This window comes from Streptococcus sp. 53, assembly GCF_013276565.1.
GTDB lineage: Bacteria > Bacillota > Bacilli > Lactobacillales > Streptococcaceae > Streptococcus.
The window spans coordinates 1-23,523 of record NZ_VMLG01000042.1 but is presented as its reverse complement, the minus strand read 5'-3'; the positions used below and the strand labels follow the sequence as shown (position 1 = coordinate 23,523).

Annotated in this window: 22 protein-coding genes; 12 read left to right on the top strand and 10 right to left on the bottom strand. The window is 40.1% G+C overall.

Annotated features, from left to right (window positions below; translation table 11 throughout):
* Window positions 1-107: 107 nt before the first annotated feature.
* On the bottom strand, window positions 108-461 hold the full coding sequence (locus HT722_RS09910) for a helix-turn-helix transcriptional regulator (protein WP_001227347.1): 354 nt from the start codon (window positions 459-461) through the stop codon (window positions 108-110).
* 504 nt (window positions 462-965) lie between these two features.
* On the opposite strand from HT722_RS09910, the gene HT722_RS09905 reads away from it, so the two are divergent.
* Complete coding sequence (locus HT722_RS09905) at window positions 966-1,388, top strand: sigma-70 family RNA polymerase sigma factor (protein WP_000804885.1); 423 nt, start codon at window positions 966-968, stop codon at window positions 1,386-1,388.
* Window positions 1,385-1,615, top strand: a complete 231-nt coding sequence (locus HT722_RS09900) for a helix-turn-helix domain-containing protein (RefSeq protein WP_000857133.1) — start codon at window positions 1,385-1,387, stop codon at window positions 1,613-1,615. Before HT722_RS09905 ends, HT722_RS09900 begins: the two co-directional genes overlap by 4 nt.
* A 225-nt stretch (window positions 1,616-1,840) precedes the next feature.
* Here the strand turns inward: HT722_RS09900 and HT722_RS10625 are convergent, their stop codons facing one another.
* Window positions 1,841-2,092: a hypothetical protein gene (locus HT722_RS10625; protein ID WP_001845478.1), complete on the bottom strand. Its 252-nt coding sequence runs from the start codon at window positions 2,090-2,092 to the stop codon at window positions 1,841-1,843.
* Between HT722_RS10625 and HT722_RS09895 the strand changes: the two genes are divergently transcribed.
* The 3 genes from HT722_RS09895 to HT722_RS09885 all read left to right on the top strand — a co-directional run bounded on the left by HT722_RS09895 (window position 2,076) and on the right by HT722_RS09885 (window position 4,268).
* Window positions 2,076-2,279, top strand: a complete 204-nt coding sequence (locus tag HT722_RS09895) for an excisionase (RefSeq protein ID WP_000814511.1) — start codon at window positions 2,076-2,078, stop codon at window positions 2,277-2,279. The two genes, HT722_RS10625 and HT722_RS09895, sit on opposite strands and share 17 nt — an antisense overlap.
* Before the next feature lie 81 nt (window positions 2,280-2,360).
* Entirely contained in the window at window positions 2,361-3,578 is a 1,218-nt protein-coding gene (locus HT722_RS09890; protein ID WP_001291561.1) for a tyrosine-type recombinase/integrase, read from the top strand.
* A 276-nt stretch (window positions 3,579-3,854) separates the two neighbouring features.
* On the top strand, window positions 3,855-4,268 hold the full coding sequence (locus HT722_RS09885; protein ID WP_173278821.1) for a hypothetical protein: 414 nt from the start codon (window positions 3,855-3,857) through the stop codon (window positions 4,266-4,268).
* Window positions 4,269-4,306: 38 nt separating this feature from the next.
* Here HT722_RS09885 and dtd read toward each other — a convergent pair whose 3' ends face one another.
* Both dtd and HT722_RS09875 read right to left on the bottom strand, forming a co-directional pair.
* A complete protein-coding gene (gene dtd, locus HT722_RS09880) occupies window positions 4,307-4,750 on the bottom strand; it encodes a D-aminoacyl-tRNA deacylase (RefSeq protein WP_173219879.1) in 444 nt (147 codons plus the stop codon).
* Between the two features lie 29 nt (window positions 4,751-4,779).
* Window positions 4,780-7,002 carry a bifunctional (p)ppGpp synthetase/guanosine-3',5'-bis(diphosphate) 3'-pyrophosphohydrolase gene (locus HT722_RS09875; RefSeq protein WP_173278820.1) on the bottom strand — a complete coding sequence of 741 codons (2,223 nt, stop codon included), beginning with the start codon at window positions 7,000-7,002 and terminating at the stop codon, window positions 4,780-4,782.
* A 279-nt stretch (window positions 7,003-7,281) separates the two neighbouring features.
* Between HT722_RS09875 and HT722_RS09870 the strand changes: the two genes are divergently transcribed.
* The 3 genes from HT722_RS09870 to HT722_RS09860 all read left to right on the top strand — a co-directional run bounded on the left by HT722_RS09870 (window position 7,282) and on the right by HT722_RS09860 (window position 8,662).
* Entirely contained in the window at window positions 7,282-7,596 is a 315-nt protein-coding gene (locus HT722_RS09870; RefSeq protein ID WP_016397434.1) for a hypothetical protein, read from the top strand.
* Between the two features lie 85 nt (window positions 7,597-7,681).
* Complete coding sequence (locus tag HT722_RS09865; RefSeq protein ID WP_306416189.1) at window positions 7,682-7,909, top strand: hypothetical protein; 228 nt, start codon at window positions 7,682-7,684, stop codon at window positions 7,907-7,909.
* Window positions 7,910-8,032: 123 nt separating this feature from the next.
* Window positions 8,033-8,662 (top strand): MBL fold metallo-hydrolase, encoded by a 630-nt coding sequence (locus tag HT722_RS09860; RefSeq protein ID WP_112443929.1) that lies wholly within the window; start codon window positions 8,033-8,035, stop codon window positions 8,660-8,662.
* Window positions 8,663-8,789: 127 nt separating this feature from the next.
* On the opposite strand, the gene pepO is transcribed toward HT722_RS09860, so the two are convergent.
* Entirely contained in the window at window positions 8,790-10,682 is a 1,893-nt protein-coding gene (gene pepO / locus HT722_RS09855) for an endopeptidase PepO (RefSeq protein WP_173278819.1), read from the bottom strand.
* A 177-nt stretch (window positions 10,683-10,859) separates the two neighbouring features.
* Between pepO and HT722_RS09850 the strand changes: the two genes are divergently transcribed.
* From HT722_RS09850 to tpx, 4 genes are all read left to right on the top strand, one after another.
* Window positions 10,860-11,582 (top strand): metal ABC transporter ATP-binding protein, encoded by a 723-nt coding sequence (locus tag HT722_RS09850; RefSeq protein WP_173278818.1) that lies wholly within the window; start codon window positions 10,860-10,862, stop codon window positions 11,580-11,582.
* Complete coding sequence (locus HT722_RS09845; RefSeq protein ID WP_125455935.1) at window positions 11,579-12,427, top strand: metal ABC transporter permease; 849 nt, start codon at window positions 11,579-11,581, stop codon at window positions 12,425-12,427. Before HT722_RS09850 ends, HT722_RS09845 begins: the two co-directional genes overlap by 4 nt.
* 31 nt (window positions 12,428-12,458) lie before the next feature.
* Window positions 12,459-13,388: a metal ABC transporter substrate-binding lipoprotein/adhesin PsaA gene (gene psaA / locus HT722_RS09840; protein ID WP_138704798.1), complete on the top strand. Its 930-nt coding sequence runs from the start codon at window positions 12,459-12,461 to the stop codon at window positions 13,386-13,388.
* Window positions 13,389-13,509: 121 nt separating this feature from the next.
* The gene (tpx, locus tag HT722_RS09835) at window positions 13,510-14,001 is read left to right on the top strand and encodes a thiol peroxidase (protein ID WP_000256026.1); all 492 of its coding nucleotides are present in this window, start codon (window positions 13,510-13,512) and stop codon (window positions 13,999-14,001) included.
* 186 nt (window positions 14,002-14,187) lie between these two features.
* On the opposite strand, the gene HT722_RS09830 is transcribed toward tpx, so the two are convergent.
* The 5 genes from HT722_RS09830 to HT722_RS09810 all read right to left on the bottom strand — a co-directional run bounded on the left by HT722_RS09830 (window position 14,188) and on the right by HT722_RS09810 (window position 23,386).
* On the bottom strand, window positions 14,188-16,896 hold the full coding sequence (locus tag HT722_RS09830; protein WP_173278817.1) for an FtsX-like permease family protein: 2,709 nt from the start codon (window positions 16,894-16,896) through the stop codon (window positions 14,188-14,190).
* Window position 16,897: 1 nt separating this feature from the next.
* Window positions 16,898-17,599 (bottom strand): ABC transporter ATP-binding protein, encoded by a 702-nt coding sequence (locus tag HT722_RS09825; protein ID WP_173278816.1) that lies wholly within the window; start codon window positions 17,597-17,599, stop codon window positions 16,898-16,900.
* A 130-nt stretch (window positions 17,600-17,729) separates the two neighbouring features.
* Complete coding sequence (locus HT722_RS09820; protein ID WP_173278815.1) at window positions 17,730-20,141, bottom strand: glycoside hydrolase family 95 protein; 2,412 nt, start codon at window positions 20,139-20,141, stop codon at window positions 17,730-17,732.
* A 78-nt stretch (window positions 20,142-20,219) separates the two neighbouring features.
* Window positions 20,220-21,722: a glycosyltransferase family 2 protein gene (locus HT722_RS09815; RefSeq protein WP_173278814.1), complete on the bottom strand. Its 1,503-nt coding sequence runs from the start codon at window positions 21,720-21,722 to the stop codon at window positions 20,220-20,222.
* A gap of 971 nt (window positions 21,723-22,693) precedes the next feature.
* Window positions 22,694-23,386, bottom strand: a complete 693-nt coding sequence (locus HT722_RS09810; protein ID WP_000240129.1) for a phosphoglycerate mutase — start codon at window positions 23,384-23,386, stop codon at window positions 22,694-22,696.
* Window positions 23,387-23,523: the final 137 nt, after the last annotated feature.

Sequence of the window (23,523 nt, the reverse complement as noted above, 5' to 3'; positions counted from 1 at the left end):
AAAGTAACTGTGATTACAGAGCCAGACGCAAAGACGCAGAGCCGATAAAATGAGATTAATACAATCTCATTTTATCGGCTCTTTCCGTTATGTATGGATTCTTTTAATTAGTCTTCGATGTTTCTTGCTTCGTTGATACCGCTGGCTAAAGATTCCATTAAGGATAGTTCTTTGTCTGTAAAGCTATCCATGTATTTCTCTATCTGTAATCGTCGGGTGCTTTTTACCAAGTTATTAGCAGGTAAGAAAAATTCATCAACGGAAACATGAAGTAACGATACAAGGTCATAAAGAACTTGTATGCTGGGGTGTTGCCCTTTATTTTCAATATTAGTTAAGTACCGTGGGTCAATTTCAATCAATGCTCCCACTTGTTCACGAGTTAAACCTCGTTTCAATCGAGCTTCTTTAATGGCTAAACCAAAGGCTCTAAAATCATATTTATCTTCTTTTTTACGCATAGTAGACCACCTCTATACATTTTATTGTTCCTACTGAATTAAAAACAGGTATAGAAAAACGTGTTATATGGTTTATAGGTTTATATTTAATAAAAAGCACTACTAAACGCCAATAAAAAAAACCGTTATATGGTAGTGCTATTTACGCTGTTAAAATATTGTATATTACTTCCAAATGGCGGTTTGTTGGAGGTCAACGTCGCCATGAAGTACATCATATACAATAAATTTCCTTACATTGGGTTCTTGTCAAAAAAAGTCGTCTATCTGCAATAGATAAGTACGTCCACCAATGTGGTTTTATAAATCATATAGATAGAATAACAGAAGCATGTAAACAGAGAAATAAATCTGTTTATATGCTTTTTTGGCTATTCAGAACTTTTTTACAAAGTTTATTTATCAGTAATGCAACAAATCCCCCTTTCACATTGGGACTAAGAGTGAAAGGAGATAAACGAGCAAGGCTCACTTCCTTTCCTAGACAGAAAGGGGGTGAGAAACATGAAACCATCTTCTTTTCAGACCACAATAGAAAATCAGTTTGACTATATCTGTAAACGTGCTATGGAAGACGAGCGAAAGAATTATATGCTTTATCTTTCAAGGATTGCAAAGCGTGAGGTGTCCTTTTCGGATGTTGGCGATTATCTTGTTAGCCAGTTTGCGACAACAGATAACTATTCAACTGACTTTCAGATTTTTACACTCAATGGGTTATCAGTAGGCGTTGAAAATGATTTGTTGAGTGAAGCATTACGTGAGTTGCCAGACAAGAAACGTGAAATTCTACTGCTGTTTTACTTTATGGACATGAGCGATTCAGAAATTGCAGACCTGTTGAAATTGAACCGTTCTACTGTCTATCGGCATAGAACCAGTGGACTAGCCTTAATTAAAAAGTTTATGGAGGAATTTGAAGAATGAAAACACAATATCCTATGATTCCCTTTCCTCTCATTGTAAAGGCAACAGATGGCGATACCGAAGCGATTAACCAGATTCTACATCATTACAGAGGGTACATAACGAAGCGTTCCCTACGACTTATGAAAGATGAATATGGCAATCAAAGTATGGTCGTTGATGAAGTCTTACGTGGAAGAATGGAAACCAGACTGATTACAAAGATTTTGTCATTTGAAATTAAGTAATATCCTCTCTCCTTTCGTGGAAGCGTGCTAAACCATTCCACGCTTCCCGAACAGGGAGGTTTGTTATTCCACCAAAGCATATTGAGCTTTCAATGTGTTTTGATAGGCTAACGAGCCATTGTTCTTTGAAAACTGAATAAAAGTAATCGAATACGTTTCGATAAGAAAAGAGCCAACGGAACTAACCGCCATGACCTATCTTATAAAGATAGCGAGCGATTCATGTTAGTGATCCGAGAAGCAATCTTTAGCAGGATTGCCTGCAACGACATTCTTATCGTGATAATGATACTCCCATACAGTCAATAGTCCGAGCGTGATAAAACCGTCGCAGGCAATGAGTATGGCTACATGAGAACCATGCAGGGGTGGAACTCCCGTGAGCTTTGCTAAAGCTGTTCGATTGCTGGTAAAACAACTTTTATGAAATCCAAATAAGTGATTTGGAAAGGAGGATTTTATGAAGCAGACTGACATTCCTATTTGGGAACGTTATACCCTAACCATTGAAGAAGCGTCAAAATATTTTCGTATTGGCGAAAACAAGCTACGACGCTTGGCAGAGGAAAATAAAAATGCAAATTGGCTGATTATGAATGGCAATCGTATTCAGATTAAACGAAAACAATTTGAAAAAATTATAGATACATTGGACGCAATCTAGCGTCGCCAAAGGGTCTTGTATATGATAAAATAGTATTAAGTCGTATCAAGGCTCTTTCCATAAAGGAAAGGAGCAAATGCCATGTCAGAAAAAAGACGTGACAATAAAGGTCGAATCTTAAAGACTGGAGAGAGCCAACGAAAAGACGGAAGATACTTATACAAATATATAGATTCATTTGGAGAACCGCAATTTGTTTACTCGTGGAAACTTGTGGCTACAGACCGAGTACCAGCAGGAAAGCGTGATTGTATCTCACTTAGAGAGAAAATCGCAGAGTTACAGAAAGACATTCATGATGGTATTGATGTTGTAGGAAAGAAAATGACACTCTGCCAGCTTTACGCAAAACAGAACGCTCAAAGACCAAAGGTTAGAAAAAACACTGAAACTGGACGCAAATATCTTATGGATATTTTGAAGAAAGACAAGTTAGGTGTAAGAAGTATTGACAGTATTAAGCCATCAGACGCTAAAGAATGGGCTATTAGAATGAGTGAAAATGGTTATGCTTATCAAACCATCAATAACTACAAACGTTCTTTAAAGGCTTCATTCTATATTGCTATACAAGATGATTGTGTTCGGAAGAATCCATTTGACTTTCAACTGAAAGCAGTTCTTGATGATGATACTGTCCCTAAGACCGTACTAACAGAAGAACAGGAAGAAAAACTGTTAGCCTTTGCAAAAGCTGATAAAACCTACAGCAAAAATTATGATGAAATTCTGATACTCTTAAAAACAGGTCTTCGTATTTCAGAGTTTGGTGGTTTGACACTTCCAGATTTAGATTTTGAGAATCGTCTTGTCAATATAGACCATCAGCTATTGAGAGATACTGAAATTGGGTACTACATTGAAACACCAAAGACCAAAAGTGGCGAACGTCAAGTTCCTATGGTTGAAGAAGCCTATCAAGCATTTAAGCGAGTGTTAGCGAATCGAAAGAATGATAAGCGTGTTGAGATTGATGGATATAGTGATTTCCTCTTTCTTAATAGAAAGAACTATCCAAAAGTGGCAAGTGATTACAACGGCATGATGAAAGGTCTTGTTAAGAAATACAATAAGTATAACGAGGATAAATTGCCACACATCACTCCACATAGTTTGCGACATACATTCTGTACCAACTATGCAAATGCAGGAATGAATCCAAAGGCATTACAGTACATTATGGGACATGCTAATATAGCCATGACGCTGAACTATTACGCACATGCAACATTCGATTCTGCAATGGCAGAAATGAAACGCTTGAATAAAGAGAAGCAACAGGAGCGTCTTGTTGCTTAGTAGTACAAATGAATTTACTACTTATTTACCACTTCTGACAGCTAAGACATGAGGAAATATGCAAAGAAACGTGAAGTATCTTCCTACAGTAAAAATACTCGAAAGCACATAGAATAAGGCTTTACGAGCATTTAAGAAAATATAAAAAGATAATTAGAAATTTATACTTTGTTTCAAAGAAAAAAGATAGTAAACGCTTTCACACTCCAACTAAATATTGTATAATAATTATATTCAATATTACGTCACTAACAGATGAAAAAAGGAGGTTTTAGCATGAAAAAAATCATCTTCATCAAAACCATTGAGCTCCTTGCCATCGATGGAATTATGCTGGCATTTTTGACATTTAAAGAGGGGCTCACTTGGGATTGGATTTTAATTTATAGTGGTTGGCTCATTTTCTTTCACCCTGTGCTATTGGCCTATCTTTCAAACCAGCTTTGTGACCACTTTAGTCACCTCTATTCCCAGATTAGACCAAAATTCTGGCATTTTGCCTTACAAATCCTTCTATGGGATAGCCTGATCATTCTCTCCTTGATATGTTTGAGTGGTGTGCCACTTCTCCTTCAGGGAACTCTCCTAATCCTAGGACATCTCATCTCTTCCTATCGCATAAGCCAAAGACTGAAAAGAGACTTCCCAAAAGCCTATCAAGAAACGATTTCATTTTGGAGTATTTTATGATAGATGAGAAAAACCAAGCCGACTGGGCTTGGTCTTTCTTATCTATTTTTAGTATCTAGGATAATGGTAACTGGTCCGTCATTGACCAGCTCAACTTGCATATCCGCTCCAAAGATACCTGTCTGAACGGGTACTTCTTGCGCTAATTTTTGATTGAAAGCGTCATAGAAGTCTGATGCCATATCAGGCTTGGCTGCACCTGTAAAGGCTGGACGATTGCCTTTCTTAGTATCCGCAAAGAGGGTAAACTGAGAAATAGAAAGGAGTTCTCCTTCAATATCTTTGACAGACAGGTTCATCTTGCCTTCTGCGTCTGAAAAAATCCGCATGTTGACAAGCTTTCTCACAGCATAGTCCAAATCTTCCTCTTGGTCCTCTGGTCCTACACCAACCAGCAATAAGAGCCCCTGATTGATTTTCCCCTGAATCTGACCTTCGATACTCACTTGGGCTTTTGTAACCCGTTGGATAATGATTTTCATAATAGCCTTTCTAGTAAGAGCTCGGGCAATTAACCGTTAGTCCGTTTGACAGAGTAGACTTCTGGCACACTCTTAATCTTGTCCACAACCGTGGTCAATGTAGAGAGGTTGGCAATGCCAAAGGACACATGGATATTGGCAAACTTCATATCCTTAGTTGGTTGGGCGTTGACTGTTGATATATTCTTGGTTGTGTTTGAAAGAACTTGCAGTACATCGTTCAACAGTCCTGTACGGTTGAGACCGTAAATATCAATATGGGCCATATACTCCTTATTTGAGTTTGAGTACTGGTCTTCCCATTCCACATCAAGGAGACGTTGCTCGTAGTTTTCTTGGGCACGCAGGTTCATACAGTCCACACGGTGAATAGCCACACCACGGCCCTTGGTAATATAGCCGACAATATCGTCACCAGGAACAGGATTACAACACTTGGCAATCCGCACGAGGAGACCAGAAGCACCTTCAATGACCACACCACCCTCATGCTTGACCTTGAGGGTTTCTTTATTTTCAACCTTGACCTCGCCACCTTTGACAAGTTCTTCGGCCTCCGCCTTGGCCTTGGCACGTTCTTCCTCACGGCGTTCCTTTTCAGTCAGACGGTTAAAGACGGTAATAGCACCGATTTCGCCAAAACCAATAGCCGCAAAGAGAGATTCTTCTGTCTTGTAGCTGGTCTTTTGTAGCACTTGATCCATGTGGCGCTTGTCCATGAATTTATTGGCCACATAGCCATTTTCTTGGAACTGAGCCATCAGCATCTCACGACCCTTGTTGACAGACAATTCCTTATCCTGGTTTTTAAAGAACTGACGAATCTTGTTACGCGCCTTGCTGGTCTTGACCATATTGAGCCAGTCACGGCTAGGTCCAAAGGAGTTGGGGTTAGTGACAATTTCAACCTGATCCCCTGTCTTGAGCTTGGTTGTCAGAGGAACCATACGGCCATTGACCTTGGCACCCGTCGCTTTTTCCCCAACTTTTGTATGGATTTCATAGGCAAAGTCAATCGGTCCTGAATCTTTTGGAAGGGAACGGACAGCTCCATCTGGAGTAAAGACGTAAATCTCCTCAGCCAGATAGTTTTCCTTAACTGAATCAACAAATTCCTTGGCATCATCGGCCTGGTCTTGGAGCTCCATCATCTCCTTAATCCAGTTCATCCCAATAGCTGATTCTTTGCTGTTGACCTGGCCCTTAACGCCTTTCTTATAAGCCCAGTGAGCCGCAACCCCGTACTCAGCCACCTCGTGCATAGCCTTGGTCCGAATTTGGAATTCGATCGGCCCTTTTGGCCCATAAACAGTCGTATGGATAGACTGGTAACCATTGGCCTTGCGGTTGGCGATATAGTCTTTGAAGCGGCCAGGCATGGGTTTCCAAAGCTCATGCACATAACCAAGCATGGCATAAACATCACTTTGGGTATCTAAAATACAACGAATGGCAATCAGGTCATAGATTTCCTCAAACCGTTTTCTCTTGTCCTGCATTTTGCGGAAAATCGAGTAAATATGCTTGGGACGACCATAAATCTTCCCTTTTAGGTGACGATCTGTCGTATATTCTTCTAATTTTGTGACCACCTCATCCACCAAGGCTTCACGCTCTCTGCGCTTTTCCTTCATCATATGGGTAATCTTGTAAAACTCCGTTGGGTTGAGATAACGGAAAGACAGGTCTTCCAATTCCCATTTGACACTGGAAATCCCCAGACGGTGAGCAAGTGGGGCGTAGATTTCCATGGTTTCTTTAGAAATGCGCTCTTGCTTGTCTTTTCGAAGGTGTTTAAGCGTCCGCATATTGTGCAAGCGGTCAGACAGTTTGACCAAAATAACGCGGATGTCCTCAGACATGGCCATGAGCATCTTACGATGATTTTCCGCTAATTGCTCCTCGATAGATTTGTACTCGACCTTCCCAAGTTTGGTAACCCCATCTACGATTACCCGCACATCAGGACCAAACTCTCTTTCCAAATCGTCCAAGGTCGCATCTGTATCCTCCACCACATCATGCAAGAAACCGCAAGCTACCGTTACGGCATCCAGCTTGAGCTTGGCTAAAATACCTGCCACTTGGATAGGATGAATGATATAAGGCTCGCCTGATTTGCGATACTGACCACTGTGGCATTCCACCGCATAGACCAAGGCCTTATGGACAAAGTGGACATCCTCTTCTGTTAAATATTCTTTGGTTAAAGCGACAACTTCTTCGCCTGTTAAATTCACTTCTTTTGGCATCTCTACTCTCCAATTCTTCCTACCATTTTATCACTTTTTTAAGAATATGAAAACTAGATTGGAACAGAATAGGAAAAAAATATTTCAGAATTGCTTGACAATTCTGAAATATTTTTTTATAATACATTGTACAGTTAGATTTTCTATTTAGGTGATAGAAGGAGAGATAGAAGAACGGAAACCATATTGTAACCTAAATATAATTTAACTCCCTATCCTTATCACCTTTTCATTCAAGTCAATATAGTTGAATGACGTCGTTTTACAAAGGAGTATTCTATGAAAAAAACTGTACTAACACTATTAGGAGCTACTGCTCTATCTATTACCGTTCCAATCACTGCTGCTGAAACTAGTACAACAAATAACTTTGAAGGTCCTCGTTATGAGCGTATATATTCTCATCGTTATAGTAAAACAGTAACAAAATACTATAACGATGATGGTTACATCCCACCAACTATCTACTATTCAGAATATAATGATAGTTTCCATTCAACCTTCAAAGGAACACTTGAAATAGACAGTGTACGAAGATCAAACGGTGGAACTCGTGTCACATACACTGGTACCTTGACTGGATTTTGGAATTAAAATCCTCAAGATACTTTCTTTTATCCTTTAGTTTATAAGGAGAACACCTATGAAAAAAACTGCTATTTCTATCTTTGCTCTCCTAGTGTTAGGAGTTAGCTGCCTGTTTCTATTCAGCCAGCAAGGCTATAAAAAAACAGTCGTTCAATACTATACTAACGACCAGAACCTGCCCAATAGGATAACTTATAGTGAATATAGCGATAAACGAGAAGCCAACTACGGTGGCACTCTAAACATCACATCTATCAAACAAGCTAATGACGGAGTTTATGCAACCTATGAAGGGCAATTGACACCTCTCAAATATTGATAAATTGATAACCAGCCTGTCTTCATCCAGTCATGCTGGTTTTTAAGTTCATTCTAAATCCTTACCTATTCTCCCTAACTGTGCTATACTTAATTTAGTACATTCTTTGAGATTGGAGCCAATATGAAAATCCATAAAACCGTGAATCCTGTTGCCTATGAAAATACCTATTACCTAGAAGGTGAAAAACACCTCATCGTGGTAGATCCTGGTAGTCATTGGGAAGCCATTCGTCAGACAATAGAGAAGATCAACAAACCGATCTGTGCCATTCTCTTGACCCACGCCCATTATGACCATATCATGAGTCTGGACTTGGTTCGCGAAACTTTTGGCAATCCTCCTGTCTATGTCGCAGAGAGCGAAGCCAGCTGGCTCTATACTCCTGTCGATAATCTCTCTGGGCTACCTCGCCACGATGATATGGCAGATGTGGTCGCAAAACCTGCAGAGCACACTTTTATCTTTCACGAAGAATACCAACTAGAGGAATTTCGTTTCACTGTCTTGCCAACACCAGGGCATTCTATCGGTGGTGTTTCTATCGTCTTTCCGCAAGCTCATTTGGTCTTGACAGGTGATGCTCTGTTCCGTGAAACAATCGGACGGACGGATCTTCCGACTGGTAGTACAGAGCAACTCCTTCATAGTATCCAGACCCAACTCTTCACCCTACCAAACTACGATGTCTATCCAGGGCATGGTCCAGCTACAACCATCGCTCATGAAAAGACCTTCAATCCCTTTTTCTAGCAAGATGGTGACAATGTCTATCGCATTTTAAGTACACTATCCAGCAGTTTTTCCACTATAAAAGGCATCCAAACAAGGTTTTCACACCTGATTGAATGCCTTTTTTCTGATGACTAGATTTTTTGCATTACCAAATAATCACGCGCTCTTCTGGCGAACGCCACATACCGTCTCCTTCTTTGACATCATAGGTTGTAAAGAAATCATCGAAGTTTGGTACTTGTACATTGACACGGAGTTTAGCTGGTGCGTGCACATCAACGCTAGCCAAAAGTTTCATAAATTCTGGACGACCTTTCATGCGCCAGATGCGACCGAAGTTGTAGAAGAACTCTTCTGCTGAGAAGTCTGGTTCTCTCTTAGCTGCTTCAAGCGCTGCAGCGATTCCTCCCAAGTCAGCCACGTTTTCTGATACAGTTAATTTACCGTTGATGGTTGCTCCATAAGAATCTTGCCCATCAAATTGGTCAATAACTTTTTGTGTTTTCTCCTTGAAGGAAGTATAGTCACTCTCTGTCCACCAGTCCTTGAGACTACCATTTTCATCGAAGGAAGCTCCGTTGGTATCAAAGGCGTGGGAAATTTCATGGGCAATAACTGCCCCAATACCACCGTAGTTAGCAGAAGATGACTGATGCAAGTCATAGAAAGGTGCCTGTAAAATAGCCGCCGGGAAGACAATCAGGTTCTTCTGTGGATTGTAGTAAGCATTGACCATATGAGCAGGCATGCCCCATTCCTTGTAGTCTACAGGCTGGTTCCACTTGCTCCAACTGTGCTTGATTTCCACACGCGCAAAGGCTAGAGCATTGTCAAAAAGACTGGCAGTTTCATCCACTACCTTGTCCTTATAGCGTTCTGGCAATTCTTCTGGATAACCAATATAAGGCTTGATGACATTGAGTTTGACGATGGCCTTATCACGAGTTTCAGGAGTCAGCCAGTCATTTTTAGCCAAGCGTTCCTTATAGACATCAATCATAGTTGCCACTTTTTTCTCCACGTCCGCCTTAGCCTCTGGAGAGAATTTTTCATGGGCATACCAGAGACCCAAGGCTTGTTTGAAAGGACCTTGTGCTAGTTGATAAGCTGCCTTGACCTTGTCTTTGGCTTCTGGAACTCCTGAAAGCGCACGGCTATAGGCACCTGACAAGACACGGATTTCTTCTGTTAAATAGCTGGTTGAGAGATTCACAACACTTAAAATTAAGGTTGCCTTGAGGAGAGGCCATGCCTCTTCACTATAGAATTGGTCTGCTACTTGCCAAAAACGTTCCTCGTCTACGATAACCTTATCTGGTACTTGTCCAAGAACAGCTTGGAAGAAGTCATCCAAAGGTAGGGCAGGTGCGAATTTTTTGAAATCTTCGTAATCATATGGATGGTAAAGTTTAGCATACTCTGAACTTTCTTCATTAGAAAGCACTACTGCCGCAACTCGACGGTCCAATTCTAGTCTTTTCTCTAGCAAGTCTTCAATTTCTACATCAGAGAAATCATAAGCCTTGAGAAGATTTGCGCTGGTTTCTTTCCACAAAGTCAAGAGCTCCTCGCGCTGAGGATGGTCTTCAGCATAGTAGGTCGTATCTGGCAAAATCGTGCTTGGAGCGCTAGCCCACAAAACGTTGATTCTGGCATCCATAAAGTCTGGCGATACACCAAAAGGAAGGAAATTAGGTTTGCCAGCAAGCTCAAACTCTGCTAGTTTAGCTGTAAAATCCTCAAAAGTCTCCAATTCTTGGAATTCTTTAAGAAGTGGTAAGACAGGTGTGATACCATCAGCTTCTCTCTTGTCAAAATCACGAACTAGGCGGTGATATTTGACAAAGTTTGCCAAGATAGCATCCTCAGGCACCTCTTCTCCTGCCAACCACTTGTCTGTTGTCGCCAGCATCAGATCTTCAATTTCCTGGTCTAAATCAACAAAACCTCCCGTTTGAGACTTATCTGCTGGAATTTCAGCTGTCTGTTGCCATTCCCCATTGATAGCATCATAAAAATCATCTTGATAACGTGTCATCTTGTTCTCGCTTTCATTTGTACTTGTTTTTAACTTAACAAAAATTGCTTGGGAATGCAATTAAAAATGAACTGATGTTTTCTATTGTTTTTCAGTTATTATTTTAATTTTTTGAAAAATTAACTTGACTTAATTTTTTTTTTAATGTATATTAAGAGACAGGAGGAATATAAGTTTATGATACGTATCGAAAACCTCAGTGTCTCCTACAAAGAAACGTTGGCACTTAAGGATATTTCACTAGTGCTCCATGGACCGACAATTACAGGTATCATTGGCCCAAACGGTGCTGGAAAATCAACATTATTAAAAGGGATGCTGGGAATTATCCCACATCAAGGTCAGGCATTTCTCGATAACAAGGAAGTTAAAAAATCCTTACACCGAATTGCCTATGTCGAACAAAAAATCAATATCGACTACAACTTTCCCATCAAGGTCAAGGAATGCGTCTCGTTAGGACTCTTTCCCTCTATCCCTCTCTTTCGAAGTTTAAAGGCTAAACATTGGAAGAAAGTGAAAGAAGCCCTTGAAATCGTCGGTCTAGCTGACTACGCTGAACGGCAAATCAGTCAACTGTCTGGAGGTCAATTCCAGCGGGTCTTGATTGCCAGATGTTTGGTACAGGAAGCCGACTATATCCTCTTGGATGAACCCTTTGTTGGGATTGACTCTGTTAGTGAGGAAATCATCATGAATACGCTGAGAGATCTGAAAAAAGCTGGGAAGACGGTTCTCATCGTCCACCACGACCTCAGCAAGGTTGCCCACTACTTCGATCAAGTCTTGCTTGTCAATCGAGAAGTGATTGCCTTTGGTCCAACCAAAGAAACCTTTACCGAAGCCAATCTCAAAGAAGCTTACGGTAATCGACTATTTTTCAATGGAGGTGACCTATGATTGCAGAATTTATCGATGGATTGCAAAAATTCCATTTCTTACAAAATGCCTTGATAACAGCCATTGTCATCGGGGTCGTAGCTGGAGCTGTGGGATGTTTCATCATCCTACGCGGGATGTCACTCATGGGAGATGCCATTTCACATGCTGTCTTGCCAGGTGTAGCCCTCTCCTTTATCTTGGGCCTTGACTTCTTTATCGGAGCCATTGTCTTTGGATTGCTAGCTGCCATCATCATTACCTACATCAAGGGGAACTCGATTATCAAAAGCGATACCGCCATCGGCATTACCTTTTCTTCTTTCTTAGCCCTCGGTATCATCTTGATTAGTGTCGCTAAAAGTTCAACTGACCTTTTCCATATCCTTTTTGGTAATATCCTAGCCGTCCAAGATACGGATATGTTTATTACTATGGGTGTTGGGGCAGTCATTCTCTTGTTAATCTGGATTTTCTTCAAGCAACTCTTGATAACTTCCTTTGATGAACTCTTGGCTAAAGCCATGGGAATGCCTGTCAATTTCTATCACTACCTTCTCATGGTACTCTTGACTCTCGTGTCTGTGACAGCCATGCAAAGTGTCGGAACTATCCTGATTGTAGCCATGCTGATTACCCCAGCTGCAACTGCTTATCTCTATGCTAATAGCCTGAAAAGTATGATTTTCCTTTCCTCAACCTTTGGAGCTACTGCTTCAGTTTTGGGACTCTTTATTGGCTATAGTTTTAATGTTGCGGCAGGTTCTAGTATCGTGCTTACAGCCGCTAGTTTCTTTCTCATTAGCTTCTTTATCGCTCCAAAACAACGATATTTGAAACTAAAAAATAAACATTTGTTAAAATAAGGGGTAAAGCCCCAATAAATTGGAGGATCTAATGAAAAAATTAGGTACATTACTCGTTCTCTTTCTTTCTGTTATTGCTCTTGTAGCATGTGCTAGCGGAAAAAAAGATACAGCTTCTGGTCAAAAACTAAAAGTTGTTGCTACAAACTCAATCATCGCTGATATTACTAAAAATATTGCTGGTGACAAAATTGATCTTCATAGTATCGTTCCGATTGGGCAAGACCCACACGAATACGAACCACTTCCTGAAGATGTTAAGAAAACTTCTGAGGCAGACCTCATTTTCTATAACGGTATCAACCTTGAAACAGGTGGCAATGCTTGGTTTACAAAATTGGTAGAAAATGCTAAGAAAACTGAAAACAAAGACTACTTTGCAGTCAGCGAAGGGGTTGAAGTCATCTACCTTGAAGGAAAAAATGAAAAAGGTAAAGAAGACCCACACGCTTGGCTCAACCTTGAAAATGGGATTATCTTTGCTAAAAATATCGCCAAACAATTGAGCGCCAAAGACCCTAACAACAAGGAATTCTATGAAAAAAATCTCAAAGAATATACTGATAAGTTAGACAAACTTGATAAAGAAAGTAAGGATAAATTTAATAACATCCCTGCTGAAAAGAAACTCATTGTAACCAGCGAAGGAGCATTCAAATACTTCTCTAAAGCCTATGGTGTCCCAAGTGCTTACATCTGGGAAATCAATACTGAAGAAGAAGGAACACCTGAACAAATCAAGACCTTGGTTGAAAAACTTCGCCAAACAAAAGTTCCTTCACTCTTTGTAGAATCAAGTGTGGATGACCGTCCAATGAAGACTGTTTCACAAGACACAAACATCCCAATCTACGCACAAATCTTTACTGACTCTATCGCAGAACAAGGTAAAGAAGGCGACAGCTACTACAGCATGATGAAATACAACCTTGACAAGATTGCTGAAGGATTGGCAAAATAATCCTATGAAAACGTCATTCTCACATGAGCTGGCGTTTTTTCTATGCCCACATTTCCGGTCAAATCATTGGAAAATTCCGGCTGTTTCAGCTAAAATGGAAGAAAAAAGATTGGAGTATCCTATGGTAACTTTTCTCGGAAATCCTGTGAGCTTTACAGGTAAACAACTACAAGTCGGCGACAAGGCGCTTGATTTTTCTCTCACTACAACAGACCTTTCTAAAAAATCTCTGGCTGATTTTGATGGAAAGAAAAAAGTCTTGAGTGTCGTGCCTTCTATCGATACAGGTATCTGCTCAACTCAAACGCGTCGTTTTAATGAAGAACTGGCTGGACTGGACAATACGGTTGTCTTGACTGTTTCTATGGACCTACCTTTTGCCCAAAAACGTTGGTGTGGTGCTGAAGGTATTGAAAATGCCATCATGCTCTCAGACTATTTCGACCATTCCTTTGGACGTGACTATGCCCTCTTAATCAATGAGTGGCATCTATTGGCACGCGCGGTCTTTGTCCTCGATACTGACAATACGATTCGCTACGTTGAATACGTGGACAATATCAATTCTGAGCCAAACTTCGAAGCCGCAATTGCAGCTGCTAAAGCCCTATAGAAAAAATCCTCTGTCACAAAGAGTTCCCCACTCTTTGAAACGGAGGATTTTTGTTTACGAGTAAATACAAGTCCAATCTGATAAAAACAACTACCTTATACTGGAATCTAGCCACAGGTTACTCAAGACACTGCTTTGAGGTTGGAGATGGAAACTAACCTGATTTGAAAAGATTCTCGAAGAGTATTACTCTACAGATTTCAAGGCTTCAAGCATATCAACCTTTCTCAAATGATGATTAACGAAGAAACCAAGCAAGGTCAAAATGATGCTTACTGCTGCCACTGGGATTACATAGACTTCCCAGCCTACCTGTGGATAAAAGAGAATAGTCGCTGGTGAAATCATTTGAATCAAAAACTGGTGTAAATAGAAACCAGTTACGAGACCAAGGACGATTCCCACAAGGGACAACACAATCGTCTCACGGTAAATGTAGAGGGTGACTTCATTATTATGAAAACCGAGAACCTTGATAGTGGAGAGTTCACGGATTCTCTCAGCTACGTTGATGTTGGTCAGATTGTAGAGGATAACGATAGCCAATAGAACCGACACGATAACTAAGATGGTCATGGTCTGATTGAGGGAGCTAGCGACGGAGTCAAAGAGTCGAATGGCTGAAGCGTTCTGGACGACACTGGATACCGCAGATTGATTCATGAGTAAACCTGCCTGACTTTCGATACTAGACGCACTGGTATTCCTTAGCGAGACCAGATAAGTGTTAGCTTGGGGCACCTGTCCGTAAATTTGCTCATAGCTAGCCTGACTCATATAAATAAAGTGACCAACATAGTTCTCAGCAATGGCAGCAACCGTTAATTCCTTACCTTCAATTTCTAGAGTTTGTCCAACCTTGACACCTGCCAGCTGGGCAAGTTTAGCTGTAATAACGACGCCATCTTTTAATGTCAGCTCCTGCTGATGATGTTGCAGATGGATAAAGGGAGTCAAATCCTCCTTCTCTGTCATCATAAGAGTAACAGTCTGAAGACCAGCCTTGCCTTTAAAATCCTTGTCTAGCGTCTTAGAATAAATTTTCTGGTAGGCTTGAATAGCCTGACCTTTCAACACTTCTTCTAGATTTTCCTTGTCTTGATTGGTCGCACTAAGATTTTCAGAGACAATCATTTGATACTGTTGGATTTGTTGAAACTGTCTATACGGAACTCCTGCTACAGAGGATTGAATTCCCAAACCTGCAAAGAGCAGAGCGACTGAACCTGCCACACCAAAGATCGTCATCAACATCCGCTGTTTATAACGGAAGATATTACGGGCTGTTACCTTATGGGTAAAACTGAGACGACGCCAGATAAAACCGATGCGCTCTAGTAAGATTTCAGCTCCTTTAACAGGAGGTTTAGGCAATAAAAGCTGGGCTGCTTCGTCATGAAGTTCCCTACGAGCTACCAAGTAGGCTGGTAGCACACTCGCCAACCAACTCAAGACAAGAGCCAGTAAGCTATAGGTCCAATAGAACTGAATCTGGGTTTCTCCCACCACCATGCCTTTTGTAATGACACTTGAAATCACACCTGCTAGTAAATAATGTCCAAGTATGCTACCTAGAGCTGTTCCTACAGTCCCAGCTACTAGACCGTAGAGGAGAAACTTGACGATAATATCCTTACTACGATAGCCCAAGGCCTTAAAAATCCCTGCATGAGTTCGCTCTTCATCCACAAAACGAGTCATGGTTGTAAAGGTCACCATAGCTGCTACGGCATAAAGCACTACAGGAAAGATATTGCCCACTGCCCGAATACTGGCTGAAGCATTGCTGTACATGAGGTAGCCCTGACCACCAGGCATGGTCTGACGATTATAGACCTGATACTTGGGCTCAGCCAAATCATCCAAGACTTGCTGATGTTTTTCTAATTTTTCCTTTTCTTGAGCTAGACTTTGTTCAGCCTGCTTTAGTTTGTCCTCTTCCTTGCCCAATTCCTGCTTGGCTTGAGTAAGTTGAGCACTGGTCTGCTCTCTCTGGGCTTGAGGAAGCAAGGCCAGTTGACTTTCTTGAGCCTGTATACGAGCTTGAGCAGCTGCCAAACGACTCTTGCCTTCCTGCAAATTAGCCTGAGCTCGGTCAAGAGTTTCTTGCCCCTTATCGAGAGACTCTTGGCCTTCTTTTTTCAAGAGTTGCAGACGTGCCTTGCCATTATCTGACAAAGCTTGTTCAAGTTCTTCCTGATGTTGCTTGGATTTTTCTTCATAAGCTTCTGAAAAGGCATTTAAGCCTGCTAAATCTTGATATTTCAAACGAGCTATATTGTAGACTTTCTGATCAAACTGGCTAGGCAAAATCACCCCGTATGCTGTCAGAGTCCCGCTTCCGCTTCCTGCGTAGCCCATATCTCGCTGGGAAAGGATTTCAGCCGAATCCACAAAACCAGTAATGGTATATGTATGATTTTTTAAAGAGGAATGACCGCCTTCTTTTTCTTTAAAACTAATCTCCTGTCCTAATCGATATTGCCCCTGCAGATGATTGGCCAAAGCGATTTCCTGGTCTGACTGAGGAAGTCGTCCCTCTCTGAGATGAAAGGTTGAAATTCGCTCTGGCTTGGAATACAGCCGAATAGCATCTTGCCCATTATCCATAGTCACATCTGTCAAGTAGCCAAACTCGACCTCTGCGCCCTCTATCTGTTCTAGTTCTTTTTGATCTGCTTGATCCAAGCCATAGTTAGACATGACTGCCAAATCCAAGGTTTTAGCAGTTGTTAAATAAGCATTGGCGGTCGCCTCCATATTGGGACTAGTCACTTTGAGACCTACTAAGGCTAGAGATCCCAACATCATCAGGGTCAAGATGGATAAAAAACGCCCCTTGGAGCCTGTAAAGGACTGAATTAAGTCCTTCCAATAAGTTTTTCGCTTGATCATGCTAGTACTCCAAACTGTCAACATCCTGAGGATGCTGGTTGATCACCACATCCTTGACACCGGCATCGTGCATATGAATCACGCGATCAGCAATAGGAGCTAGCGCGCTATTATGAGTCACGATGATCACCGTCGTTCCCTTTTGACGAGACATATCTTGGAGAATTTTCAAGACTTGCTTGCCCGTCTGATAATCCAAGGCACCAGTCGGTTCATCACAAAGGAGGATTTTAGGATTTTTGGCTACTGCGCGTGCAATGGAGACTCGCTGTTGCTCCCCTCCAGACAGCTGGGCTGGGAAATTATTGAGACGATGAGCCAGACCTACATCTGTCAAGACCTGCTCAGGATTCAAGGCATCTGTCACGATTTCAGAGGCCAGTTCCACATTTTCCTTAGCGGTTAGATTGGAAACTAGATTATAAAATTGAAAAACAAAGCCGACATCATTACGACGGTAATTGGTCCTCTGGTGGGAACTATAGTCTGCAATATTAACACCATCTATCCAGATTTCCCCTTCATCATTGGTATCCATTCCCCCTAGGAGATTGAGAACTGTTGACTTACCTGCACCTGACGCACCAAGGATAATCACCAATTCACCCTTTTCAATTTCAAAATTCACATCACGATTGGCCACAATCTCCGTGTCCCCAACCTGATAACGCTTGTAACAGTGTTTCATCTCAATATAAGCCATAATACCCACCCTCTCTCAAACAAATTACTTCCTACTACCATTATAACGCTTTTTCAACTAGTTGGAAACTGCTTACATTCTTAAATCCTTATTAAAAGGCAGTATCAAATTACTGCCTTCTATCACCTTCTTAAAAATAAAATTGAACAAAATCACCTTCTGCTGTCGCCACTGAAATACAATCTTTCCCCATGCATTTCGCTTTTATTTTTTCTTGATTCACTTCAATCACACTTTTTTCAATATCTGGATAAGAGACTCGCAAATCTCCCCCACTTCTTGATAAAATGGTCAACTGTAAGAGTTTTTTATCCGCCCACCTCATGCTAACTTCAAAATGTCCACGTGCCATTAAGCCTGAAACGGAACCTGTTGACCATGCATCGGGTAGGGCGGCTAGAGGTACCAGATAAGCTGTATGAGACTGGAGTAACATTTCTGCCATGCCACTAGTAGCACCAAAATTACCATCTATCTGAAAAGGAGGGTGGCTACACCAAAGATTTGGCAAGGTGGATGACTTTAACTGCTCTGCTAATAATTTATGGGCTCGATTGCCATCTCCTAGACGCGCCCAAAGATTGATCTTATTGGCCTTAGACCAGCCTGTACCCCCATCTCCACGATCACTGAGGCTAGCACGCGCCGCTTCAAGATACTCTTGTCCCTTATAGCTAAAGAGAGTTCCAGGATAGAGTCCCACCAGATGGGAAGCGTGCCGATGCTGGGCCTCCACTTTCTCATTTTGAAAATGCTGCTCTTCCTCCTCATACCACTCCCTGATTCGACCAGATTGAGTGATTTGAAGAGGATTAAGCAAGTCAAACTTCTCCTTGACCTCAGTCAACAAAGTCTCATCCAGTCCCAATTCCTGAGCAGCCTGAATAAAATCATGAAATAACTGCCAAATCAGAGATTGGTCATAGGTATTGCCAATCGAAATCGGCCCATGTTCTGGCGAATAAGATGGAGAAGAGACCCAACGCTGCGCCTGCTGATCCTTATGTAAAAAGGCATTCCAAAAACGAACCGTTTCCCTCAACATGGGATAAATTTTCTCCCTGAGATAGTCTTGGTCCCTGTAAAATGTATAGGCTTCATAAACAGTTTGCATCATCCACGCATTGGCAGCTGGTGACCAACCCCAATAGTAATCCCAACCAGGTGCCGTCCAACCAAAGGGAGTCGCTTGAGTATGAACCAACCAACCATTCTCCTCCCCTTCCTGAGAGACGATTCCTGCATACCTTGCAGCCGCTAGACGACCATAGACACGCAAATCATCTATATAGTTGATGACCGGAAAGGCTGTCTCTAGGAGATTAGTAATATAGGCTGGCCAATAATTCATCTGCAGATTGATATTCAGGTGATAGTCTGAATTCCAAGGAGGATTATCGACCGCATTCCAGACTCCCTGTAGGTTAGCTGGTAGAGCATCTGAGCAATCTCTAGAAGAACTAATCAATAAATACCGTCCATACTGGAAGAACAGCTCCTCCAAAGACTGCCCTTCTTGTGGCTTATAATTTTTTAACAAATCATCTGTAGTGGATGCGTCAACTTCAGCTCCCAAATCCAATTGAACACGCTGGAATAAGGCTTGATAGTCCTCAATATGCCTTGATTTCAATTGGGCATAGCCCTTTTCTTTAGCTGTCTCCACCAAGTCCTTTACTTGCTGCTCCAAATCTAGTTTCTTGCGATAATTGCTAGCAGGATTCTGGGCAAAATCCGTCTTAGCTACCAAGAAAAGATTGGCATAACTGGCTCCTGATATCTGAACCTTATCTGACCAGACTCTAATGTCTCCATCCGTTTCCCAAGCTAGATAACTCGCAAACTGCAGATCACTATCCTTAACCCGTCCCCTCATCAAGATATAAGAATCAGTAATATCTAACTGGCACTCCTTGTAATCAGATTTTTCCTGTTCATACTTTCCATCAGAAGCCAAATCACGGGTCAAGGATAGTTCTATAGTAAAATCTAGAGTTTCCAACCCTTCCTTAGTAAAACGTTGAACCAAGAGATCATCTGGAAAACTGGCAAAGGTTTCACGTTCAAATCGCGTTCCCTTATAGGCATAAGAAGTCGTCGCAAGTGCCTTACTAATATTCAGCTGTCTCTGATAGTCCGTCACCTGAGACAAAGTCATACCTTGCTGGCTGAACTCAATAAAAATATCCCCAAAGGACAGATAGGTCCCATATTGACTCGTTTTTGGCCCGACTAGGTGCTGTTCAGCCAGTTCTTTAGCCCGATTGTAATCTCTCTTTTCCAAAGCCTGCCGAATCTCAGCTAAAAAAGCATACTGATCCTGAAGATTTCCACCCTGATAATCTGAACTATCAGGAAGTGGACCACCAGACCAGAGACTTTTTTCATTGAATTGAATCCGTTCAGCCCCTATAAGCCCAAATATTTTTGCCCCTAAAGAACCATTGCCTATCGGTAAGGCCTCTTCTTCCCAACCCTTATATGTTCTTGAAGCTGGTTGCTTGTAGGCCAATACATAATCTTGTTTTTTATTCCTTATCATACTACCATACTAACATAAAAAGCCTAGAAATCAATCCTAGACTTACAATCCTATTAAAATAATTGCTCAGGGATAGCTTTATTTTTTTAACCTATAATTACTATATAACGTTAGTACAGGAGAAAATAAGCTTGGAATAACGATCAATATGACCGGCAAAATATTTCCCGATGTCAAAAAGGATATCATCATCAAAATACACGCAAAAATTATTTCTTTATAATTAAATTTCAGAGCTTCTAACACTGTAATTTTTCGTGTATCTTTTGGTGTCACTAAGAAAACTGCTTTCTTTCCAAATATAGATTTAAATGAGGAAACCAAACTAACATAAAACATAGAACCAAATAGCATAAATGAGGTAAAAAGATAGAATATAAGTTGAAAAATATTTATTTTTCTACTATAAAAAATAATATCATTAGACATTGGAGCCAATAAAAAGATAAAGGTTGGAATTAAAAGCCATGCTGGGTACTCTAATTTATAATGTAGTAATGGAAATAAAATTAGATTCATAACGATATAAAAAGCAAAAACTGCCGTTAGAGGTAAATTATATGTAAATAATATAATATCTAACTTCTCCTGCCATTTTAGTTTAGATTTTAAAATAATTGGAGTATATCTTTTAATAAATTCCATATTTCCTTGCGTCCATTTAGAATGCCGTTTTTTAAAGGCTAAATAGTCTACCGGATATTCTTCCTGACAAACAATATCGTCAGCAAATCCTACATGGTAATCTCCTTTAATTCTGGATTCAATACTGAAACACAAATCTTCAGCGACAACATGTGGAAATCCTCCAGCTGCTTGGTAACAGTCTTTACTAATCATAGCACCATGACCTAATAGTGATAAAAAACCATAGCGATGCTTCACATTTTGATACACTGGCCAATGAGAATCTACTCCAATCGCTAAGGTATCCATAAAAAGATTTCTGTTCCTAGACGCAACGTGAGTCGCTTGTAGAATTCCTAAATTTCTATTCTTCTCGAAATAAGCCAATGATTTTTTTATAAAATTTGAAGGAATAATCTCATCGCTGTCTAATAAAACAAAGTAATCATAATCATTTTTATTTTTTAAATAATTATTGATATTACCAGCCTTAAAGCCATTTCGATCATCTCTTCTGATAACAGAAACATTGTATTTTTTAGCAAACTCATCTACCTGCTGTTTATAAACCTCTGATTTGGAGTCATCTAATATAACTGTTTCAAAATTTACGTAATCTTGTTGCATTGATTCTGCTAAACACTCTGGAACAAAATCATTAGCGGTACAATATAGCAAGATTACTTTTTTATCTTCAGAAATTGAACTACTTTTTTTAAAATTATTTCCATATATATATATATACTTATTGAGATAAAATGTCGAGACGTATATAATATCCTTTAGACCATTTAACCAAAAATAGCTAATAAATAAGGCATTCAATACAACTAATACCAATACCAAAGGCCTCAATACTCCTTGATACTCACTGGCGTCTCTAACGGTGTGAATAAATGCTGGCATCACAAGCAATAGCAATGCCAACCATGTCAGTAACAATGTAATATACATTGTAGATTTGGTCCTAATTTTCCTCATATTCTATCCTTCTTTTCAGCTTACACTTTACAACAATCATTATATCAAACCTTTGAATTTTTATCAACTCTCTTAGAAAATATAGCCTAGGTAGATTCATTCAATCCAACATCGTTGCTTCCATTTTCAAAAACAATCGTTTATAATGGCATATACTTAATTGATATAGTCTGAACCAGAACAATATCGATGGCTTATACTTCTGCAAAGCACATCAGTTCTATATATAAGCTCAAAGAACATCTTTGAGTAATTTGTAGCTAGTTGGCTTTTTGATTTTCATTGAGTATCATAGTCAATTTAATTTAGTATAATATACTGCAGTCCCTAAAATATTATTAGAAATTGGTTTGAATTTCCTAATCAATTTGGTCAGTTTTTATCTCATTCCTCTATACTATAATAGACTGAATTTAAAGCAGTACAACTTGTATTCTAAATTATTGTTATAAATTGATTTGAATTCAAATACTAAATCGTTTAGTTCTTATTTCATTTTTTATATTTAATATCAAGGTAAGTAGAAAAAGTAGGAGGCTGGGACAAAAAAATTTTGATTTTGTAGTAGATTGAAATAAAATGTGAACAAATCTGTTAAGAAAGTCAATTTAATTTCTAGCAATGTTTTAGAAGTCGTAGTGTACTATTTCAATTTCAATCTACTATAAATTTTTAAAATCGATAGATTAGACAGAAAAGCGAACAAGACAGAATTCTGAATGTCAGATAACTCGTTTTGTTCGCTTTTTATATTTAAGGTTAGACTTTTGTCCCAGCCTCATACTCACAGTATATATTTTTTTAACTACAAATACACTAGTAGAAACTAATTAAAATCCTACCCATCTCACAACTTGATACTTCCAAGGTGGTTCTTAGTCAGAATCAAATTGTTTATTTCTAAACAATCTGATTCTGCAACAATTCTTTTAAAAAAGAAAAGCTTATTTTCCAAGGTAGTATTCAGAAACAACGTTCAATTTTTCGTCGAATTCGAATACCAATGGTGGGAAGTTAGGGATTTCCACGTCCATGATTTCGTCATCTGACAAACCTTTGATGTGTTTTACAAGGGCACGGATTGAGTTACCGTGAGCTCCTACGAATACGTTTTTACCATCTTTAAGAGCTGGAGCGATTTTATCTTCCCAGAATGGAAGGGCACGTTCCAAAGTCACTTTCAAATTTTCAGCATCTGGGATTACTGAGTCGTCAAGTGAAGCATAACGACGGTCTGTGTGAGCTGAGTGCTCATCATCACGATCCATGTTTGGAGGCAATACATCGTATGAACGACGCCAGATGTGAACTTGCTCATCACCAAACTGTTCAGCAGCTTCAGCTTTGTTTTTACCAGTCAAACCACCGTAGTGACGTTCGTTCAAACGCCATGATTTTTCAACTGGAACCCACAATTGGTCAGAAGCTTCAAGAGCCAAGTTAGTTGTCTTAATCGCACGTTTCAATACCGAAGTGTAAGCTTGGTCAAATTCGATACCAGCTTCTTTGATCAATTTACCAGCGTCAATCGCTTGTTGTGTACCTTTTTCAGACAAATCAACATCAGCCCAACCAGTGAAAAGGTTAGCTTTGTTCCATTCAGACTCACCGTGGCGAGCAAAAACCAATTTTACCATTAGATGGATTCTCCTTTAAATTTTCCGAGGTTTCCCCTCGTTTATCTATTCTATTTTACACAATTTTTCACAAAAAAGCTAGTCAAAACCAAAAAGGAAAGAGTTTCACACATGAAGCTAACTTCTCAAAGTAACTT

Excerpts from the sequence above, each read along its gene's own strand:
- HT722_RS09910 (WP_001227347.1), bottom strand. The coding sequence starts at position 461 with ATGCGTAAAAAAGAAGATAAATATGATTTTAGAGCCTTTGGTTTAGCC.
- HT722_RS09905 (WP_000804885.1), top strand. The coding sequence starts at position 966 with ATGAAACCATCTTCTTTTCAGACCACAATAGAAAATCAGTTTGACTAT.
- HT722_RS09900 (WP_000857133.1), top strand. The coding sequence starts at position 1,385 with ATGAAAACACAATATCCTATGATTCCCTTTCCTCTCATTGTAAAGGCA.
- HT722_RS09895 (WP_000814511.1), top strand. The coding sequence starts at position 2,076 with ATGAAGCAGACTGACATTCCTATTTGGGAACGTTATACCCTAACCATT.
- HT722_RS10625 (WP_001845478.1), bottom strand. The coding sequence starts at position 2,092 with ATGTCAGTCTGCTTCATAAAATCCTCCTTTCCAAATCACTTATTTGGA.
- HT722_RS09890 (WP_001291561.1), top strand. The coding sequence starts at position 2,361 with ATGTCAGAAAAAAGACGTGACAATAAAGGTCGAATCTTAAAGACTGGA.
- HT722_RS09885 (WP_173278821.1), top strand. The coding sequence starts at position 3,855 with ATGAAAAAAATCATCTTCATCAAAACCATTGAGCTCCTTGCCATCGAT.
- dtd (WP_173219879.1), bottom strand. The coding sequence starts at position 4,750 with ATGAAAATCATTATCCAACGGGTTACAAAAGCCCAAGTGAGTATCGAA.
- HT722_RS09875 (WP_173278820.1), bottom strand. The coding sequence starts at position 7,002 with ATGCCAAAAGAAGTGAATTTAACAGGCGAAGAAGTTGTCGCTTTAACC.
- HT722_RS09870 (WP_016397434.1), top strand. The coding sequence starts at position 7,282 with ATGAAAAAAACTGTACTAACACTATTAGGAGCTACTGCTCTATCTATT.
- HT722_RS09860 (WP_112443929.1), top strand. The coding sequence starts at position 8,033 with ATGAAAATCCATAAAACCGTGAATCCTGTTGCCTATGAAAATACCTAT.
- pepO (WP_173278819.1), bottom strand. The coding sequence starts at position 10,682 with ATGACACGTTATCAAGATGATTTTTATGATGCTATCAATGGGGAATGG.
- HT722_RS09850 (WP_173278818.1), top strand. The coding sequence starts at position 10,860 with ATGATACGTATCGAAAACCTCAGTGTCTCCTACAAAGAAACGTTGGCA.
- HT722_RS09845 (WP_125455935.1), top strand. The coding sequence starts at position 11,579 with ATGATTGCAGAATTTATCGATGGATTGCAAAAATTCCATTTCTTACAA.
- psaA (WP_138704798.1), top strand. The coding sequence starts at position 12,459 with ATGAAAAAATTAGGTACATTACTCGTTCTCTTTCTTTCTGTTATTGCT.
- tpx (WP_000256026.1), top strand. The coding sequence starts at position 13,510 with ATGGTAACTTTTCTCGGAAATCCTGTGAGCTTTACAGGTAAACAACTA.
- HT722_RS09830 (WP_173278817.1), bottom strand. The coding sequence starts at position 16,896 with ATGATCAAGCGAAAAACTTATTGGAAGGACTTAATTCAGTCCTTTACA.
- HT722_RS09825 (WP_173278816.1), bottom strand. The coding sequence starts at position 17,599 with ATGGCTTATATTGAGATGAAACACTGTTACAAGCGTTATCAGGTTGGG.
- HT722_RS09820 (WP_173278815.1), bottom strand. The coding sequence starts at position 20,141 with ATGATAAGGAATAAAAAACAAGATTATGTATTGGCCTACAAGCAACCA.
- HT722_RS09815 (WP_173278814.1), bottom strand. The coding sequence starts at position 21,722 with ATGTATATTACATTGTTACTGACATGGTTGGCATTGCTATTGCTTGTG.
- HT722_RS09810 (WP_000240129.1), bottom strand. The coding sequence starts at position 23,386 with ATGGTAAAATTGGTTTTTGCTCGCCACGGTGAGTCTGAATGGAACAAA.